General features: G+C 68.5%; 16 protein-coding genes. 8 read left to right on the top strand and 8 right to left on the bottom strand.

Going from position 1 to position 16369, the window contains the following annotated elements; genetic code table 11:
* Positions 1–3 precede the first annotated feature (3 nt).
* Genes amrA through E6C76_RS04610 form a run of 3 tightly spaced genes read right to left on the bottom strand, consistent with a single transcriptional unit; the run spans position 4 to position 2735 of the window.
* Positions 4–615, bottom strand: coding sequence for an AmmeMemoRadiSam system protein A (gene amrA / locus E6C76_RS04620; protein WP_136347095.1), 612 nt, complete (start codon positions 613–615; stop codon positions 4–6).
* Positions 593–1420 (bottom strand): AmmeMemoRadiSam system protein B, encoded by an 828-nt coding sequence (gene amrB, locus E6C76_RS04615; protein ID WP_136347094.1) that lies wholly within the window; start codon positions 1418–1420, stop codon positions 593–595. The genes amrA and amrB overlap by 23 nt, the downstream gene beginning before the upstream one ends.
* 40 nt (positions 1421–1460) lie before the next feature.
* Positions 1461–2735, bottom strand: coding sequence for an MgtC/SapB family protein (locus E6C76_RS04610; protein ID WP_136347093.1), 1275 nt, complete (start codon positions 2733–2735; stop codon positions 1461–1463).
* Positions 2736–2833: 98 nt separating this feature from the next.
* On the opposite strand from E6C76_RS04610, the gene ispD reads away from it, so the two are divergent.
* From ispD to E6C76_RS04595, 3 genes are all read left to right on the top strand, one after another.
* Positions 2834–3535, top strand: a complete 702-nt coding sequence (ispD, locus tag E6C76_RS04605; protein ID WP_136347092.1) for a 2-C-methyl-D-erythritol 4-phosphate cytidylyltransferase — start codon at positions 2834–2836, stop codon at positions 3533–3535.
* Positions 3536–3547: 12 nt separating this feature from the next.
* On the top strand, positions 3548–4033 hold the full coding sequence (ispF, locus tag E6C76_RS04600; protein ID WP_136347091.1) for a 2-C-methyl-D-erythritol 2,4-cyclodiphosphate synthase: 486 nt from the start codon (positions 3548–3550) through the stop codon (positions 4031–4033).
* A gap of 83 nt (positions 4034–4116) precedes the next feature.
* Positions 4117–4782: an Lcl C-terminal domain-containing protein gene (locus E6C76_RS04595; protein WP_168734239.1), complete on the top strand. Its 666-nt coding sequence runs from the start codon at positions 4117–4119 to the stop codon at positions 4780–4782.
* A 103-nt stretch (positions 4783–4885) separates the two neighbouring features.
* Here the strand turns inward: E6C76_RS04595 and E6C76_RS04590 are convergent, their stop codons facing one another.
* The 4 genes from E6C76_RS04590 to E6C76_RS04575 all read right to left on the bottom strand — a co-directional run bounded on the left by E6C76_RS04590 (position 4886) and on the right by E6C76_RS04575 (position 7625).
* Positions 4886–5326: a host attachment protein gene (locus E6C76_RS04590; RefSeq protein WP_136347089.1), complete on the bottom strand. Its 441-nt coding sequence runs from the start codon at positions 5324–5326 to the stop codon at positions 4886–4888.
* 174 nt (positions 5327–5500) lie between these two features.
* Entirely contained in the window at positions 5501–5965 is a 465-nt protein-coding gene (locus E6C76_RS04585) for a flavodoxin family protein (protein WP_136347088.1), read from the bottom strand.
* On the bottom strand, positions 5962–6732 hold the full coding sequence (locus E6C76_RS04580; protein ID WP_136347087.1) for a M90 family metallopeptidase: 771 nt from the start codon (positions 6730–6732) through the stop codon (positions 5962–5964). Before E6C76_RS04580 ends, E6C76_RS04585 begins: the two co-directional genes overlap by 4 nt.
* Positions 6732–7625, bottom strand: coding sequence for a DMT family transporter (locus tag E6C76_RS04575; protein ID WP_136347086.1), 894 nt, complete (start codon positions 7623–7625; stop codon positions 6732–6734). Before E6C76_RS04575 ends, E6C76_RS04580 begins: the two co-directional genes overlap by 1 nt.
* A gap of 118 nt (positions 7626–7743) precedes the next feature.
* Between E6C76_RS04575 and E6C76_RS04570 the strand changes: the two genes are divergently transcribed.
* Together E6C76_RS04570 and E6C76_RS04565 are read left to right on the top strand one after the other, a co-directional pair.
* Positions 7744–9945: a RelA/SpoT family protein gene (locus E6C76_RS04570; RefSeq protein WP_136347085.1), complete on the top strand. Its 2202-nt coding sequence runs from the start codon at positions 7744–7746 to the stop codon at positions 9943–9945.
* Positions 9946–10081: 136 nt separating this feature from the next.
* A complete protein-coding gene (locus tag E6C76_RS04565) occupies positions 10082–10666 on the top strand; it encodes a DVUA0089 family protein (RefSeq protein ID WP_136347084.1) in 585 nt (194 codons plus the stop codon).
* Between the two features lie 66 nt (positions 10667–10732).
* On the opposite strand, the gene ppk1 is transcribed toward E6C76_RS04565, so the two are convergent.
* Positions 10733–12811 carry a polyphosphate kinase 1 gene (gene ppk1, locus E6C76_RS04560; protein ID WP_136347083.1) on the bottom strand — a complete coding sequence of 693 codons (2079 nt, stop codon included), beginning with the start codon at positions 12809–12811 and terminating at the stop codon, positions 10733–10735.
* A 153-nt stretch (positions 12812–12964) separates the two neighbouring features.
* Here ppk1 and ppx point away from each other — a divergent pair, with 153 nt between their 5' ends.
* Genes ppx through E6C76_RS04545 form a run of 3 tightly spaced genes read left to right on the top strand, consistent with a single transcriptional unit; the run spans position 12965 to position 16369 of the window.
* The gene (gene ppx, locus E6C76_RS04555; RefSeq protein WP_136347082.1) at positions 12965–14467 is read left to right on the top strand and encodes an exopolyphosphatase; all 1503 of its coding nucleotides are present in this window, start codon (positions 12965–12967) and stop codon (positions 14465–14467) included.
* Between the two features lies 1 nt (position 14468).
* Complete coding sequence (locus tag E6C76_RS04550) at positions 14469–15578, top strand: MlaE family ABC transporter permease (RefSeq protein ID WP_136347081.1); 1110 nt, start codon at positions 14469–14471, stop codon at positions 15576–15578.
* Positions 15578–16369: an ABC transporter ATP-binding protein gene (locus E6C76_RS04545; protein ID WP_136347080.1), complete on the top strand. Its 792-nt coding sequence runs from the start codon at positions 15578–15580 to the stop codon at positions 16367–16369. Before E6C76_RS04550 ends, E6C76_RS04545 begins: the two co-directional genes overlap by 1 nt.

Raw genomic sequence — 16369 nt, 5'->3', positions numbered from 1 at the left:
AGATCACGCCCGTGGATCAGCGCCGGCATATTCCCTTGGTTGGACATGCATTGACTCCGACCACGTCCGCACGCGATAGCGCGCGGCCATCAGCGCGCCGGCCGGGCGTTCGGCCGCCACACCGGCCCTGGCCTTGAGCGCGGCGAGAAAGCGCCCGGGGTCCGGGAAGTGCCGCCAGTCGCCGGGAAGAAAGCTCGCCCCCCGGCAACCGCCGAACAGCATCAGGCCGTGTTCGAAAGGCGTCAGTTGGGCGAGCAGGGCCGCATCGTCGGCAAAATCGAGAAACTCGATTTCACTGAGCAGCGCGACCTCGATGCGCAGTGCATCCAGCTCGGCTGCGGCCAGCGGCACGGAATCCGGCGCATGCAGCGCAGCGGCCACCGCGTTGGCGGCCACGTCGTCACGCAGCGCACGCACGGGACGCGCGCCGCCCGCGCGGCCGCGAAGCTTGCCATCCACGCTGAGCGCAACGAGGGTCGCGCCGCGTACGGCGAGCGCGGGGTCGTCGGGCAGTTCGACGGCACGCCCGAGCGCCCGGCCGATGGCCGCGCGGGCACGTGCCAGCAGCAGCGCACCGAGAGATTCGTCGCGCTCAGTGGCAGGCACGGCAGGCATACTGCGGCGATTCGCAGAAGGCCACGCTGGCGTAGCCGACGACGCGCTCGCGCCCGCCGACGGTATCGCCGGAGTTGCGCAGATCGAGCAGATGGGCATCCAGGCCGTGGCGCGTGGCGGCCCGCAGCAGGCCATTCACCGGCGCGGCGCCGCAGGCCTGCTCGGTGGTCAGGCTGGCGCCCAGATCGACGATCTGGCGGATGGTGGCGCGGTCGCAATGGCGCGCCTGTTCGTAGCTCAGATCGTGCGACAGGTCGGAACTCACCACCACCACGGTGTCGGGTCCGCCCCACAGCTCGTCGAGCAGGCCGGCCACCGCCTCCGGGCCGGCGGCGCCGACCAGCACCGGCACCAGCTCGAAACCGCCGAGCACGGTCTGCAGGAACGGCAGTTGCACTTCCAGGGTGTGTTCCAGCGCATGCGCGTGGTCGTCCACTACGCAGTCGGCACGCTTCTGCAGGGCGAGCCAGTGGGAACGGCTGAGCGCCACCGCGCCGAGCGGGGTGGCGAAGGCCTGCGCGGCGGGCAGGGCGAAGCCTTCGAACTGGCTGTGATGGGCGGGGCCCAGCAGCACCACGCGGCGCACCTGCTCGCGCATCGGTGCCAGCGCGGCGTAGGCCGTGGCGGCCACCGGACCGGAATACAGATAGGCGCCATGGGGCACGATGAGCGCCTTGGGCGCCAGCACGGTTTCCAGCGCGACGGCGGTGGACAGCAGTTCGCTCAACTGGGCGTGGAGCACCAGGGGATCGCCGGGATAGTAGTGGCCGGCGGCCGTGGCGGGACGGATCGAAGCGTTGGCCATGGCGGGCTGAAAATGCCGAAAACCGCGGAACAGGGCGGGATTATAGGCCTGGCGCGCCGATTGCGCTCCACGCGATGCCCAGGGCCAGGCCGATCGCCACCGCGCCCATGCCGCCCAGCACCTTCCTGCCCAGCGCGCGCCCACCGATCACCACCGCCAGCCCGGTCTTGAAGGCCAGGTTGGCGACCATGCCCAGGCCGATGACGATCACCGTGGGCGCCAGGTCGAGCTTGTCCAGGGCGAACAGGCGCAGGCTGGACAGCGCGATGGCGTCGATATCGGTCAGCCCGGAGACCACCGCCAGCACGTACAGTCCGCTGTTGCCGGCGATCTCCGCCATCCACGCGGCGATGAACAGCACCAGCGCGTACAGCGCGCCGAAACCCAGCGCGGTGCGCAGTTCGGTGGGGTTGCCAGTCTGCGGCAGCACCACCTCGCCGCCATTGCTCAGCCGCCGCCAGTTCCACAGCAGGGCGATCACGCCGAGCAGCAGGGCGGGCAGCACCACGGTGAGCAACTGGCCGATCACGCCGGGGGCGACCACCAGGGCGATCACCGTGACGCGCACCACCATCAGCAGGTTGGCGAGCACGATCACCAGCGCCGCCATCGAGGCCATGCCCGGCTCGGCGCGCGCGTTGCGCGCATACACCAGCGTGGTCGCGGTGCTCGACGCCAGCCCGCCGAACACGCCGACGAAGGCCGCGCCGTAGCGCGCGCCCACCAGTTGCAGCGCTGCGTAGCCGGCCAGGCTGACGCCGGAGATCAGCACCACCATCCACCAAACCTGGTAGGGATTCAGCGCGCCGTAGGGGCCGAATTCCTGGTCGGGCAGAATGGGCAGGATCACCACCGACAGCACGCTGAACTGCAGGATGGAGATCCAGTCGCGCGGGCGCAGGCGGGTGGCGATGCCGCGCAGCTGCGCCTTGAAGTACAGCAGGATGGTGGTGCCCACCGCCAGCATCACCGCCAGCGTGGCATAGCCGTACCATACCGCCGCGCCCAGGCAGAAGCACACCAGCAGCGCGGCCACCGAGGTGGTGCCGGGGTCGGAAGGGTCCGGATGGCGCAGGTAGGCGGCGATGATCATCGCGCCGATCGCCGCCATGCCCACGGCCAGCGGCGCGATGCTGTGCAGATGCTCGCCGAGCAGCGCGGCCAGCGCGCCGAACATGGCCACCAGCCCGAAGGTGCGCAGGCCGGCGCGCGCCGAGGGCACCCGCTCGCGTTCCAGGCCGATCAGCAGGCCGATGCCCACGGCGATCAGAAAGGCCTGGGCTTGTTCCATGTCGAAGGGCATCGAGAAGGGCATGGGCGGATCGGCGGGTGGGTCGCGGGCCCGTCACTTTAGAACATCGCGCCAAGCCCGTCGATGGCGCCAAACCGGCGTCTCGCCTAGAATCCGGCCCCATGCAGAACTTCCATCCACGCCATTTCGCCATCGTCCCGGCAGCCGGCAGCGGTACCCGCATGGGCGCCGACAAGCCCAAGCAGTACCTGCCGCTGCTCGGCCGCCCGCTGATCCATCACGCGCTCGCCACCTTGTGCGCGGCGCCGGACATCGACCGGGTGTACGTGGTGCTCTCGGTGGGCGACGCGGAGTGGATGCGCCACGACTGGTCGGCGCTCGGCCCCAAGCTGGTGCCGCTGTTCTGCGGCGGCCCCAGCCGGGCCGACAGCGTGCTGGCCGGCCTGCGGGCGATTTCCGGCGAGGCCGCGCAGTCCGACTGGGTGCTGGTGCATGACGCCGCGCGCCCCTGCCTGGCACCCTGGCACATCGACAAACTGGTGCGCGAACTGGCCCACGACGAGGTCGGCGGCCTGCTGGCCGTGCCGGTGGCCGACACGCTCAAGCAGGCCGACGGCCACCGCCGCGTAGCCGCCACCGTGCCGCGCGACCGCCTGTGGCAGGCGCAGACCCCGCAGATGTTCCGCTACGTGATGCTGCGCCGCGCGCTGGAATCCGCCCACGGGGTCACCGACGAGGCCAGCGCGATCGAGGCGGCCGGCCTGCATCCGCGACTGATCGAGGGGGACGCCACCAACCTCAAGGTCACCTTTCCGCTCGACCTGCATCTGGCCGAGTGGATCCTGCAGAACCGCGAGCGCTGAAGGAGGCGTGCGATGAGCGTTCCATTCCGCATCGGCCAGGGGTTCGACGTACATGCCCTGGTGCCCGGCCGCCCGTTGATCGTCGGCGGCGTCACCATTCCCTATGAGCGCGGCCTGCTCGGCCACTCCGACGCCGATGTGCTGCTGCACGCGATCACCGACGCGCTGCTGGGTGCCGCCGGCCTGGGTGACATCGGCCGGCTGTTCCCCGACACCGACCCGGCGCACGCCGGCGCCGACAGCCGCGTGCTGCTGCGCGAGGCCTGGGCGCGCGTGCGCGCGGCCGGCTGGCAGGTGGTCAACATCGACGCCACGGTGATCTGCCGCGCGCCGAAGATCCTGCCGCACGCGCCGGCCATGGCCGCCCACATCGCTGCCGACCTGAGCATCGCCGCCGACGCCATCAACATCAAGGGCAAGACCACCGAGAAACTCGGCTTCACCGGGCGCGGCGAAGGCATCGCCGCCCAGGTGGTCGCGCTGCTGGCGCATGTCTGAGCACATGCCCGGCGGCGGATTCGGCGCCAGCCGCCACCGCCGCCACAATGAGGCCTGACCCACACCATCCGCCGGAGAGCCCGATGCCTGTTTGCCACGCCCGCACGACCCGTTCCTTCATCCTGCTCGCCGCCGTTCTGCTCGCCGCCTGCGCGGAGCAGCGCGAGGCGCCCGGCACCGCGGAGAGCCGCATCGACGGCGGGCTGCGCAGCCTGACCCCGGCGGAAGAAGAGCGCCTTGCCGCACAGCAGCGCGATCTGGAAGCACGCGAGCGCGCGGCGGTGGAACGCTTCAGCATCGGCGAGGACGGCACGGTGACCGATACCGCCACCGGGCTGATGTGGATGCGCTGCGCGCTCGGCCAGCAGTGGAACGGCGAAACCTGCGCCGGCGAGGCCGAACGCTTCGCCTGGGCACGCGCGCTGTCCACCCAGGGCACGGTGAACGCGGGCGGCCACGGCGACTGGCGTCTGCCCACCCGCGAGGAACTGCTGACCCTGACCTGGTGCAGCAGCGGCCGGCGCCATGCCACCGACGCCGACGGCGCGGGCGGCTCCTGCGTGGGCGACTTCCGCCGGCCGACCATCCTGCACGAAGTCTTCCCGGCCACGCCGGCGGCCAAGTTCTGGACCTCCACGGCCGGACATCAGAATTTCTCCGCCTGGGGAGTGGCCTTCAGCACCGCAGTGACCGGCGTCGGCAACAAGACCGATCAGGAATACGTGCGCATGGTGCGCACGGCGCCTTGAAGTTCCGGCGGGCGGAAAAGGAGCGGGGCGCCAAGCGCCCCGCGTTGCTTCGGGCCGCCGGAAAGGCGAACCCATTGTCTCCCCGAGGGAGACGCACGGACAATCAGAGGTAGATGCAGCCCCCCAGGCGCTGCGCGAGCACCGGCTCGGGGGTCTTGGTGTAGTCCTTCTCGAAGCGGTCGGAGACCAGTTGGGCAGTCGGTCCATCCATGACCGAATTCAGCATGCCCATGAAGCCGGGCGGGGCGACCAGGATGGCGCGGCGGAACGCGTTGCGCGCCCGTCCGCGATACAGCTCCTGCGCAATTTCATGGGCAAAGACGCGCGCCTCGTGCTGCTTGGGCAGGGTCTGCGGCTGCTTGGCGCCGCCGCCCGAACCGTTGACCGCCATGCTGCCCGGGCGGTCGGTGACCAGTTGCGCGTTTTTCTGCCTGCTTTCCGGGTGGATCAGCTCCTTCACCAGTTTCATGCCCTTGTTGGGACCGAGGTTCTCGTACAGACGGCACAGGCTGGCGTTGGCAACCAGAATCCAGGTAATGGCCATGGGAACTCCTCTGCGAATCGACGATGCAGGACAGGGCCTGCGGGGGGGATGCCTTTCCAGCTTAGTCAGGGGATTTCCAGGCTGCCAAGCACGTGCTGTTTCACTTGCCGAAACAGCATTGCACACGTCCGTGGAAACCCGCGCGGGGGCTGGATTGCCTTGCCCGGAATATTTTCAGAATATCCCGAGTGCAAGCCCGGTGGCCATCGCCTCGCCCAGTTCGCGGCAGCGGCGCAGATCGTCTTCGGCAGGCTGTCCGCGCACGATCAGCGGCTCGGCCGCGGCCTTCCAGCCGTAGCCGGTGGCGATGCGGCCGACCTCGCGCACCGCGCCGCGCCCGTCGTTGCCGGCGCTGACGAACAGCGCATAGGGCAGGCCGGTCAGGCGGTTCTCGCAGGGGTAGTAGGTACGGTCGAAGAAATCCTTCAGCGCACCGGACATGTAGCCGAAATTCTCCGGCGTGCCGAGCAGCAGGCCGTCGCAGGCCAGCAGGTCGTCCACCCCGGCATCGAAGGCACGCAGCACCGCGGTATCGACCTCGGCCACCCTGCGCGCGCCTTCGGCCACCCCCTTGGCCAGCCGTCCGGTGTTGCCGGACTGGGTGTGATAGACCAGCAGCAGGCGCCGGCGCTCGCTCACTGCGGCTCCCGCGCGCCGGCGGCGGCCGGGTCGAGGCGGAAGTAGGCCGCCAGTTGCTCATACACGCGCGGATAGGCTTCCAGCAGCCCGTGCGGATCGAGAAAGAAGGTTTCCGCCGCGACCGCGAAGAATTCGCCCGGATGCTCGGCACCGTAGGGGTCGATCACGGTGTCCTCGCCGGCATCCACCTGCGCGCAGAACCGTTCGTAGGCCTCGCCGAAGGCGTCCGCCCAGGCCCTGCGCGACATCTCGGCCGGCAGCGGCGGGAAGCCATCCACGCCGCCGTTCTCCATGTCCAGCTTGTGGGCGAATTCGTGGATCACCACGTTCACGCCCTCGGGCGACTCGCCCTCGCCGAACCAGGACACCAGCACCGGCCCGCCTTCCCAGGCCTCGCCGAGCACTTCGTCGTCGTATTCGTGCATCACCCCATCCTCGTCCAGCACCTGGCGGGGAATGACGAAATCGCCCGGATACACCACCACGCCGACCCAGCCGCGATAGGCCTGCAGGCCGATATTGAGCACCGGCAGACAGGCCTGCAGGGCGATACCGAGCAGAATCTCGTCGGTCAGCCTGAAGCCGTGCGCGCCGTGGAACTGCTTGCCGGCGAGAAACTCCAGCGCCATCGCGCGCAGGCGCTCGCGCTCGCCGGCGGACAGGAAGCCGAGAAAGGGCAGGGCGGCTTCGACGCGCGCCCAGGTCGCCGCATCCACTTCACGGCGCGGGGGCTCCCTGCCGAACAGGCGGCGCAGCCAGCCGGCCATCAGGCGGAGCCCCGCCGCATGGTCAGGAAAATGCCGGCGAACACCAGCGCGATGCCGGCCAGGTGGTAAGGCTGCGGGCGTTCATCGAGGAAAACGGCCGCCAGCAGGGTGCCGAACACCGGCATCAGGTGGATGAACAGCGAACTGCGCGCCGGCCCCACCGCCGCCACGCCGGCGTTGTAGAACACGTAGCCGAGAAAGCCGGGGAAGATGGCGATGTACAGGATGCCCAGCAGGGTGCCCCGGTTCATCTCGATGTACCGCCCGGCGGACAGTTCCCAGGCATACAGTGGCGTCAGCGCGGCGAGGCCGACCACCGTGAACGCGAACAGCATCACCATCGGATCCAGGCCCTGCGGGCGCCATTGCAGGCCCACCGTGTACAAGCCCCACACCAGCACCGCGCCGAGCATCCACAGGTCGCCGCCGTTCAGGCTGAGGCCGAGCAGCACGGCGGGGTCGCCGCGGCTGACGATCGTCAGCACGCCGATCAGCGAGACCAGCACGCCTGCCGTTTCGAGGCCGCGCAGCCGCCTGCCGAGCAGCACGAAGGCCAGCGCGATGGTGGCGATGGGAATGAAGGAATTGAGCAGCAGTGCATTGGTGGCCGTGGTGGTCTGCAGTGCCACGTAGGCCAGCGTGTTGAAACCGCCCACGCCGAGCAGGCCGAGAACCACCACGGTACGCCAGTGCCGGCGCACGACGGGCCACTGCGCCCTCAGGTGGGGCAGCACGAAGGGCAGCATCAGCAGCAGGGCGATCACCCAGCGCCAGAAGGCCAGCGAGAGCGGCGGCACGGCATCGCGCAGCGCGCGTCCGGCCACCATGTTGCCGGACCAGAACAGCGCGGTCAGGGTGAGCAGCAGATAGGGGTTGGCGGCTGGACGCTTCATCGCGCTGGGGCTTCGTCGGGGAGGGGCGATGATGGCACAGCGCGGCGCGCTTGGGGCATCTCCCGGACACGAGTGGAAACGCTGGACGGACGGGTGATATGGGATAATCCGCGCCATCATGGTATCCGTGACCCACGCCCTCCCCAAGGAAGACGCACCGCCGCCCATCGAGCTGCTCGCCGACGGCCTGTGCGCCAATGATCGCGCCCTGATCGAGGCCGCGGTCGATCTCGCCACCGAACTCTACGGCGACCACATTCTCGGTACCGGCGAGGCGGTATGGCCGCACGCGCTGGGCACCGCGCTGATCTGCGCCTCGCTGCGCCTGGATGCGGAAACGCGCATCGCCGCGCTGCTGTTCGCCGCCTGCGATTATCTGGAGGACGGCGAGGAGAAGATCGCCGCGCGCTTCGGCCGTCCGGCGGCCCATCTGGTCGACGGCCTGCGCAAGCTCAACGGCCTGCGCCTGATCACCCGCATGACCGCCACCGCCAGCGCGCCGGAGATCCGCACGCAGGCCGAGGTGCTGCGCAAGATGCTGCTCGCCATGGTGGAAGACATCCGCGTGGTGCTGCTGCGCCTGGCCTCGCGCACGCAGACCCTGCGCTATTTCACCGAGCACGCCGGCGAGGCGCGCGTCGAGGTGGCGCGCGAGAGCCTGGACATCTACGCGCCACTGGCCAACCGCCTGGGCGTATGGCAGCTCAAGTGGGAACTGGAGGACCTGTCCTTCCGCTTCCTGGAGCCGGACACCTACAAGCGCATCGCCAAGATGCTCGACGAGCGCCGGGTGGAGCGCGAGCAGTTCATCCTCGAATCGATGGAGCGCCTGCGCCAGGAGATCGCCGCCGTGGGCATTCGGGCGGAGATCTACGGGCGGCCCAAGCACATCTTCAGCATCTACAATAAGATGCGGAAGAAAGATATTGATTTTTCTCAGGTTTACGACATCCGCGCTTTGCGTGTGCTGGTCGATGAAGTGCGCGACTGCTACACCGTGCTGGGCATCGTGCACCAGATGTGGCAGCCCATCAGCAAGGAATACGACGACTACATCACCAAGCCCAAGGGCAACAACTACCAGTCGCTGCACACCGCCGTGCTGGCCGGCGACGGGCGTGCGCTGGAGGTGCAGATCCGCACCCACGAAATGCACCGTCACGCCGAACTGGGCGTGGCCGCGCACTGGCGCTACAAGGAAGGCAGCGGCCACGGCGGCGACTACGATGAAAAGATCGCCCTGCTGCGCAGCCTGCTTTCGTGGCGCGACGAAGTCACCGATTCGGCCGACTGGGTGCAGCGCTTCAAGCGCGCCTCGCTGGATGACACCCTGTACGTGCTGACCCCGCAGGGCAGGGTGGTGGACCTGCCGCGTGGCGCCACGCCGGTGGATTTCGCCTATCGCGTGCATACCGACCTGGGCCACCGCTGCCGGGGCGCCAAGGTGGACGGCCATCTGGTGCCGCTCAACACCCCGCTGGAAAACGGCCAGACCGTGGAAATCACCGCGGCCAAGGAGGGCGGCCCCTCGCGCGACTGGCTGGACGCGCGCCAGAGCTACGTGGCCACGCCGCGCGCGCGCAACAAGATCAAGCAGTATTTCAGCCAGCAGGAAGAGGAAGAACTGCTGTCGCGCGGGCGCAGCTTCGTCACCCGCGAAATCCAGCGCGACGGCCACGGCCAGGCCAACATCGAGGGACTCGCCGGCAAGCTCGGCTTCAAGAACGCCGAGGCGCTCTATCTGGCCGCCGGGCGGGGCGAGGTCGGCCCGCGTTCCGTGCAGGTGGCGCTGCGCGAGACCGAGGCCGCCACCGAGGCGCCGGCCGAACCGGAAATCGTCGTCGGCCGCAGCCGTTCGGGCGACACCAGCGACAAGGTGCTGATCGTCGGCGTCGGCAAGCTGCTCACCTCGCTGTCGCGCTGCTGCCGTCCGGCGCCGCCGGACGCCATCGAGGGCTTCGTCACGCGCGGGCGCGGCATCTCCATCCACCGCGTGGATTGCCACGACTTCCAGCAACTCGCCAAGCGCCATCCGGAACGGGTGATCGAGGCGGAGTGGGGCGACCAGGCCTACAACAACCGCCAGGCGGTGTTTCCCGTGGATATCGCCGTGCAGGCCGTCGACCGCCAGGGCCTGCTGCGCGACATCTCCGAAGTGCTGTCGCGCGAGAAGCTCAACGTGATCGCGGTGAATACCCTGACCAAGAAGGGCACCGCCTTCATGCGTTTCACCATGGAAGTGGGCGGCGTCACCCAGCTGCAGCGCGCCATCACGCTGATCCGCGAAGTGTCGGGGGTGATCGACGCACAGCGCAAGTAATGCGGCCGCGGGTGTCGGCATTCTTTACACTGACCTTTGGCCGATACGGGCGATCCCCAATGTCATCAATCAGTTAGATCATTGGCATTGTTTCTGCTTTGGTGTATCCATTTCAACGCCAAACGGGAACATACCCATGAAACTACCGCTGGTTGCCGCTGCCATGATGGCCCTGTCCGCCCCCAGTCAGGCCGCGCTTTTCAACTTCACCGGAACGATCACCAACCACTCCGACGTCGTCCAGGTCTCATTCACGACCTATGCCGACGCCACCGATGTCCGCGTATGGACCGATTCGTTCAAGAGCGGTCTGAACTTCGACCCGATCACCGCCCTGTGGAGGGCCGATGGCACCCGGCTCGGCGAGAACGACGACAACGCCAGCATCGACCCGGCCACCCAGACGATCTACGATTCCGGCTTCTCCCTGCCTTTCCTGGCTGCCGGCAGCTACCTCTTCACCATCGCCGCCTACAACAACTGGGCGCTCGGCACGCTGCTGAGCGACGGCTTCACTTTCGACAACCAGACACCGATTCCGATCGGCGAATGGAACCAGCCGGCCAACGGCACCGGCAAGGGCAATGTGTGGAGCGTCTGGCTGGATGGCGTGGATGTGGCCAGCGTGCCGGGCAACACCGTGCCGGAGCCGTCCGTGCTGGCGCTGCTGGCTGTGGGCGCGCTGGGCGGGCTGGCGATGCGCCGCCGCAAGGCAGGCTGAACAGCCCTTCCGCCAGCGCAAAGGGCGCACCGCAAAGGGTGCGCCCTTTCTCTTTTGCGCGGCCGTTCAGCCCCCGGCCAGTTCGCCCAGCAGCACCATCTGCGCAGAGCGCCGCGCGCTGCGCGGATTCTTGCGGCGGTAGCTGCCGTCCGGCTGCATTTCCCAGGCCTGGCAGTTGTCCAGCAGATAGGCGCGCAGGCCCTCCTTCATGACGCGGCGCTTGAGGCGCATGTCGAGCACCGGGAAGGCGATCTCGATGCGGCGGAAGAAGTTGCGGTCCATCCAGTCGGCGCTGGACAGGTAGATGCGCTCCTTGCCGTCGGCGTGGAAATAGAAGATGCGGTGGTGCTCCAGGAAACGGCCGATCACCGAGCGCACCCGGATGTTGTCCGACAGCCCCGGCACGCGCGGCTTCAGTGCGCAGGGCCCGCGCACGATCAGGTCGATCTCCACGCCGGCCTGCGAGGCCGCGTACAGCGCCTCGATGGTTTCCGGCTCCAGCAAGGCGTTCATCTTGGCGATGATGCGGCCCTTGCCGCCCTGGCGGGCGATCTCGGCCTCGGCATTGATCGCCGCCACCACGTTGGGCTGCAGGGCGAAGGGTGCCTGCCACAGATGCTTCAGTGAACTGGCCTTGCCCAGGCCGGTGAGCTGCTTGAACACGTCGGCGACGTCCTCGCCGATTTCCTCGTTGCAGGTCAGCAGGCCGAAATCGGTATAGAAACGCGTCGTGCGCGGGTGGTAGTTGCCGGTGCCCATGTGCACGTAGCGGCGCAGGCCGTGTTCCTCGCGGCGCACCAGCATCAGCAGCTTGGCGTGGGTCTTGTAGCCGAACACGCCGTACACCACGTGCACACCGACCTCTTCCAGGCGGTTGGCCCAACTGATGTTGGCTTCCTCGTCGAAGCGCGCCATCAGTTCGAGCACCACGGTGACTTCCTTGCCCTTCTGCGCGGCGCGCGCGAGGTGCTCCATCAGCACGGAATCGGTGCCGGTGCGGTACACCGTCATCTTGATCGCCACCACCTGCGGGTCGTCGGTGCCCGCGCGCAGCAGGTCGATCACCGGGCTGAAGCTCTGGAACGGGTGGTGCAGCAGGATGTCGCCGTTGCGGATCGCCGCGAAGATGTCGCGGCGTTTGTCGAGCGCCTTCGGCACGCCGGGCAGGAAGGGGCGGTACTGCAGCTCCGGACGGTCCACCCAGTCCGGCACCTGCATCAGGCGCACCAGATTGACGATGCCCGGCGTGCGGTACAGATCGTCGCGCCCCAGGCGGAAATGCTGGAGCAGGAAGTCGGCCATCTCGTCGGAGCAGTTGTCGGCCACCTCCAGGCGCACCGCATCGCCGAAGTGGCGCTGCTGCAGTTCGCCCTTCAGCGAGGCGCGCAGGTCCTTCACTTCTTCCTCGTCGACGAACAGGTCGGAGTTGCGCGTCACACGGAACTGGTAGCAGCCCAGCACATTCATGCCGGAGAACAGTTCCTCCACGTGGGCGTGCAGGATGGAGGAAAGGAAGACGAAGGTGTATTCCTGATCGCAGATTTCGCGCGGCAGGCGGATCACCCGCGGCAGCACGCGCGGCGCCTGCACGATGGCCGCGCCCGAATCGCGCCCGAAGGCATCGCGCCCGCGCAGTTCGATGGCGAAGTTGAGGCTCTTGTTGAGCACGCGCGGGAAGGGGTGGGCGGGGTCCAGGCCGATCGGGGTGAGCACCGGCATCACCTCGCGGAGGAAGTATTCGCGGATCCATTCGCGCTGGAAATCGTTCCACAGCGTGCGGCGCAGGAACACCACGCCTTCGGATTCGAGCGCGGGCAGGATGTCGTCGTTGAGCAGCGCGTACTGCTCGGCGATCAGTTCATGCACCTCCTGGCTCACCCGCGTCAGCAGTTCGCCGGGCGCCAGCCCGTCGTTGCCGGAGGCCCGGCTGCCCAGGCGAATCTGCTCCTTGATGCCGGACACGCGGATCTCGAAGAACTCGTCGAGATTGCTCGACACGATGCACAGGAAGCGCAGGCGTTCGAGCAAGGGCACCTCCGGATCGGCGGCCTGGGCCAGCACACGGCGCTGGAACTGCAGCAGGGACAATTCGCGGTTGAGGAAATGGTCTGTCGGGTAGCTTCTATTGTGCGTGGGCGTATGCATGATGGTTCGTGTACGGCGGCGAATGCCCCATTATGTGACAAAGATGTTGCCAAAGGATGACGGCGGAAACCCGCTCAGGTTCCTGCGAGGAGGCCGAGTGGTAGGGTAGAATCCGCCACACCCGGACCACCGGCCCCAGGCCGATCCCACTTCATGATGCAAGAACTGATCGCCGCGATCGACCTCGGCTCCAACAGCTTCCGCCTGCAGGTCGGACGCATCGTGAATGACCAGATCTACCCGCTGGATGGCCTCAAGGAATCGGTCCGTCTGGCAGCGGGCCTCGGTGGCGACAAGCTGCTCGACGAAAGCGCGCAGTTGCGCGGCCTCAATGCGCTGCGCCGCTTCAACGAGCGGCTGGGCGGCTTCTCGCCGGATTCGGTACGCGCGGTGGCCACCAACACCCTGCGCGTGGCCAAGAATGCCGACGCCTTCCTGCGCCAGGCCGAGGACGCCCTGGGCTTCCCCATCGAAGTCATCGCCGGGCGCGAGGAAGCCCGGCTGATCTACGTCGGTGTCGCCCACACCCTGCCGGATCCGCACCGCCAGCAACTGGTCGTGGACATCGGCGGCGGCTCGACGGAGTTCATCGTCGGCAAGAGTTTCCAGCCCATCCTGCTCGAATCGCTGTACATGGGCTGCGTGAGCTTCAGTCTGCAGTATTTCCCCGGCGGGCAGATCGACAAGCGCGGCATGAAGGAAGCCGAACTGGCCGCGCGGCGCGAGCTGCAGGCCATCGCCCACCCGTACCGCGAGGCCGGCTGGGAAGAGGTGGTGGGCTCCAGCGGATCGGCCAAGGCGCTGGTGGAAATCCTCACCCAGAACGGTTTCTCCGACGGCGGCATCACCCGCGACGGCCTGGAGCGCCTGCGCACCGCGCTGCTGCGCGCGGGCAGCCTGGACCGCCTGGAACTGGCCGGCCTGCGCAGCGACCGCCTGCCGGTGCTGCTCGGCGGCTTTTCGATCATGAGCGCGGTGTTCAAGGAATTCGACCTCGAACACATGGTGTTCTCCGAGGGCGCGCTGCGCCTCGGCGTGCTCTACGACCTGCTCGGCCGCTACCACCACCACGATCTGCGCGATGCAACGGTGGATGCCTTCATGACGCGCTACGGCGTGGATCGCGCGCAGGCCAACGAAGTGGCCGACACCGCCTGCCATCTGCTCGAACAGGTCGAGCCGGCCGCCGCCGATCCCGACCAGCTGGACCGCCGCTTCCTGCGCTGGGCGGCGATGCTGCACGAGATCGGCATCTCGGTGGCACATTCCAGCTACCACAAGCACAGCGCCTACATCCTCGCCAACGCCGACATGCCGGGCTTCTCGCGCATGGATCAGGGGCGTCTGGCGCGCATCGTGCTCGCCCACCGCGGCAAGCTCGAGCGCGTGGCCGGGCTGGACCCCGGCAGCCCGGACTGGCTGCTGATCGCCTGCCTGCGCCTGGCCGTGGTGGTGCATCGCGCGCGCGACGGGCGCGGCATTCCGCCCATCCAGGTGAGCAGGGAAGGGCGCGCCTTCGCCGTGGCCGCGCCGCAGGACTGGCTCAAGCAACTGCCGCTCACTGCGGCCGCGCTGGAAGAGGAGCAACGCCAGTGGCTCTCGGTCGGACGCGGGCTGGCGGTGCGCGCTACCGCCACGGGGCCGCTCGCTGCCTGAGATGAGCGCGCCGGCGCCGCTCCACTTCGACCGGCAGCAAGGCGTAGCCAGCGCCACGGGGGACTGGACCCTGCGTGCGCTGCAACCGGTCCTGCGCGAACTGCGCGCGCGGCTCGGCGCGCTGCCCGCCGATGCACACTGGACGCTGGCCGGCGTCGAACGCCTGGACAGCTTCGGCGCCACCCTGCTGTGGCGCGCCTGGGGCCAGCGCTGGCCGGAGCGGGTGGAGGTTTCCGACGAACAGCGCGCGCTGTTCGGCGAAGTGGCCGCCGCCGCGTCCTCGCCACTGCCGGTGGCCCCACGCTTCACCGTGCTCGACGCAGTGGCCGCACTGGGCACGGCGCTGCTGAGCTTCGGCGCCCACCTCGCCGACTTTCTCCGCCTGCTCGGCCAGTTGCTGCTCGACCTCGGCCGGCTGCTCCGCCATCCGCACGAATGGCCGCTGCTGGAAATCTCCGCCAACCTGCACAAGGTCGGCGTGCGCGCGATGCCGGTGACCGCGCTGGTGGGCTTTCTCATCGGCGTGGTGCTGTCCTATCTGTCCGCCCTGCAGCTGCGCGCCTTCGGCGCCGACATCTTCATCGTCAACATCCTCGGCCTGGGCATCATCCGCGAACTCGGCCCGGTGCTGGTCTCGGTACTGGTGGCCGGGCGCTCCGGCTCGGCGATGACCGCCCAGCTCGGCGTCATGCGGGTCACCGAGGAAAGCGACGCGCTGGCGGCCATGGGCATCTCGCGCACCATCCGCCTGGTGCTGCCCAAGGTGGCCGCGCTCACGCTGGCCATGCCGCTGCTGGTGCTGTGGACCTCGGGCATGGCGCTGTTCGGCGGCATGGTGTCGGCCTGGCTGCAGCTCGATCTCTCCTTCGGCTTCTTCCTCGACACGCTGCCCGCAGTGGTGCCCATCGCCAACCTCTACATCGGTCTCGCCAAGGGCGCCGTGTTCGGCCTGCTGATCGCCCTGGTGGCCTGCCACTTCGGCCTGCGCGTGGCGCCCAACACCGAGAGCCTGTCGGCCAACACCACGGCCTCGGTGGTCAGCGCGATCACCCTGGTGATCCTGGTCGACGCGGTGTTCGCCATCGCCACGCGTTCCATCGGGGTGCCCTGATGAATCCGCCGGCAAACTGCCATCCGGTCATCGAAATGCGTGGCGTGGTCACCCGCTTCGGCGACAACCTGGTGCATGACGGCGTGGACCTGCGCGTGGACGCGGGCGAGGTGGTGGCCCTGGTGGGCGGCTCGGGCAGCGGCAAGACCACGCTGCTGCGCCACGTCATCGGCCTGACTCGGCCGGCCGCCGGCGAACTGCGCCTGTTCGGCGAATCGCTGCTCGACGGCAGGGCCGAACACATCCGCGCGCTGCAGCGCCGCTTCGGCGTACTGTTCCAGCAGGGGGCGCTGTTCTCCGCGTTCACCGTGGGCGAGAACATCGCCTTCCCGCTGCGCGAGGCGCGCGTGGCCACGGACGCGGAAATCCGCGATCTGGTGGCCCTCAAGCTGGCCATGGTGGAACTCGAACCCGCGCACGCGCTGCTCAAACCCGCCGAACTGTCCGGCGGCATGGTCAAGCGCGTCGCGCTGGCGCGCGCACTGGCGCTGGAACCGGAACTGCTGCTGCTCGACGAACCCACCGCCGGTCTCGACCCGGACCGCAGCACGGCCTTCGTCGCGCTGATCCGCGACCTGCAGCGCCGCCTCGGGCTCACCGTGGTGCTGGTCACCCACGACATCGACACGCTCGCCGCGCTGGCCACCAAGGTGGCGGTACTGGGCGAGCGGCGCATTCTCAGCTACGCCTCGCTGGAAGACACCCTGAAGGTGGATCATCCCTTCATCCACCGCTTTTTCCACGGCGAACACGGACGCCGGGCATTGGCCCGCGTGCAGGGAGGCAATTGA

The organism is Pseudothauera nasutitermitis (assembly GCF_004801295.1).
In the GTDB taxonomy this organism is placed as follows: domain Bacteria; phylum Pseudomonadota; class Gammaproteobacteria; order Burkholderiales; family Rhodocyclaceae; genus Pseudothauera; species Pseudothauera nasutitermitis.
This window is presented reverse-complemented; position numbering and strand designations above follow the sequence as displayed.